A 2,537-nucleotide genomic window follows, 5' to 3' on the forward strand; every position below is an offset into this window, starting at 1 on the left:
AAGGCGGATTTAAATTTAGTACCTAAAGCTGCAAATGTACCTACTTTACCTGATCCTGTAAGATTCAGTCCTATATCTCCAAATATAGTAATACCGGCAAATCCTGCGTTACCTGTACCTCCGACATTTGCCGTTATTTTAGGAGCAGACTGTAACCATGGTTGTAGTAGTGATGCTTCTACGCCGAGACAACTTACAAAGGATAATTTTACAGCATCAGCAAATAATAAGAGTTTGCAAAATGAAAGGTTGATTTTACACTATACTTGGCCAGTAGGAGGCGGAAGTTTCGGATTACCGCAAGGGAGAGCTTCATTGGCTTTTAAAATGTATAAAGATGAAAGACATATAAGATTAACAGACAGAAATGCTCCTAATCCCGAAGCTTCAACAGATGATACAAATAACAAAATTTATTTCAACTCATATAATTTTGACTGGAAAGGTGCAAGTGAATTTGCTGGGGGAGTAGTAGCCTCACCGGGCGATGATAAAAACCATCAGTATTTCTTTGTAGGAGGTTCAAGATTCTGGGAATTGGATAATACAGGTAATGAAACTTTTACTTTTGCAGCGGGTAGAACAGTCAATTTAGGAGGGCTTCTTACTTTAGGGATTGTTTCACAGGAAAATAGTTCAACTCTTGAAAACGCCGGAACAATAACTGATGTGGAAGAGAAAAATGAACAATGGATTAAAGATATGCACAATCACTATGATGCAAATAAGAACTACATGACAATAAAAGGACCGGGAGATTCGGTTTATCAGGTGAAAAGAAGTGCAGACGGTTATGTCGGATATAAGGTCGGAATTGCTCAAGTTCAGGAAAATGACAATCAAGGTGCTAACAATTTAATAAATACAGGGACAATAGATTTCAGAGGGGAACGTTCTATAGGAATATATGTTTATCTTCCAAGGGCAATAAGCGGAAATACAAGAACGGAAGCTATACTTGAAAATAAAGGAACAATTTCTTTATCAGGGTCTGAAAGTTACGGAATGAAATTAGCTGCAAAATCGGGAACAAGAACTGAAATGAAAAATTCAGGAATTATAAATTTACGTAAAAATCCTGATGGAAGTGATAAAGCAGACGGCTCAGCAGCAATGGCATTGATGAGCGATGCCAGTGTTGAAAATGGCGTAAGTTTAGGAACGGGAAAAGCTAAAAATTCAGGAACAATAAATATTACAGATGTGGAAAATTCATTGGGAACATATGTAAATATAGCCACAGATATAGAAAATACATCTACAGGTAAAATAAATATAAATTCAAAAATAGCAAAAGCAGCATCAGGAGATCAGTCTGTAAATATAGGTATGAGAACAGACGGCAATACAAATGCAAAATCTATAAATAAGGGAACTATAACTTTAGACGGATCCTATGCAATAGGGATGCTTGCAAAAGGAGCACAACTTAATAATAGCGGAACAATAACTACAGGAACGGAAATTTCCAACGGAGTAGGTATAGTAGGTATAGATTCTGTAATTGAAAACAGCGGAATGATAAAAATTACCGGGAAAGAAAACAATATAGGAATATTCCTTAATAACACTACAGGAACAGTAGGAGCAGCCGGAGCAACTCCGCAATCTGTAGAAGTATCGGGAGATAACTCCACAGGTGTTCTTGTAACAAACGGAAGTACTCTAACAATGGCCGGAGGAGTAAAAGTATCAGGAAACAGTGTTTCGGGAATAGTTGCAAACGGTACAACAATTACTTTAAACGGTTCTGCACAGGTAGTAGTGGATAATAACGGAGGAGTGTCATCTCCTATAGGTAACAAAGGTTCATACGGTATAATAGTAGAAAATAACGGAACTTTTTCAGGAACAAATACTGATGTAACAGTCAAAGTTACATCAGACAAGTCCATAGGACTTTATTCGGCGGGAACATTGACAGTAAATAAAGCAAATGTCAATACGGAAGACGGAGCTATAAACTTTTACGCAAATAACGGAATCATAAATATAAATGGAGGAGGAAACTCCGAAACAGGACAAAAGTCTCTGCTTTTCTATACAAGTGGAAATAACGGGAAAATAATTCTTGGAGGACCTATGACGGCAACAATAAAAGGAGGAACTACTCCAAGTACAAGAGGAACGGCTTTCTACTATGAAGATAAAACGGTTGGTAATTACGGAACATTTGATACCGCTGCAATACAGAATTATTTTAACAATACATTCGGTAACGGAGCGAGTACTTTAAATAATCTGACATTAAACATGGAAGTGGGTTCAAGATTGTTTGTAGCTTCCAATGTATTGATGAATTTATCAAATACGGACCCTACAAACCTTATGACAGGTATAGCGGGAGCACCTACAATAACAGGAAGTAACTATAAGACATTTATGTTGTATTTGAGTAAACTGATGGTAGATCAGGCAGTAGACTTAGATGATCCTAATAATCCTTACAATCAACTTGAAATAGCAAATTCGTCCATAGAAAATGCCAATGTGATGAAAGGAACTAAAAATAAACAGGTAGCAATGGCACAGGAAAA

The 2,537-nt window shown here is 36.9% G+C and carries 1 pseudogene; it reads left to right on the top strand.

Going from position 1 to position 2,537, the window contains the following annotated elements:
* Positions 1-2,537 (top strand): annotated as a pseudogene (locus EII29_RS12225) (autotransporter domain-containing protein); the annotation flags it as partial.

Origin of the sequence: Leptotrichia sp. OH3620_COT-345, from assembly GCF_003932895.1 — a bacterium.
GTDB lineage: Bacteria > Fusobacteriota > Fusobacteriia > Fusobacteriales > Leptotrichiaceae > Pseudoleptotrichia.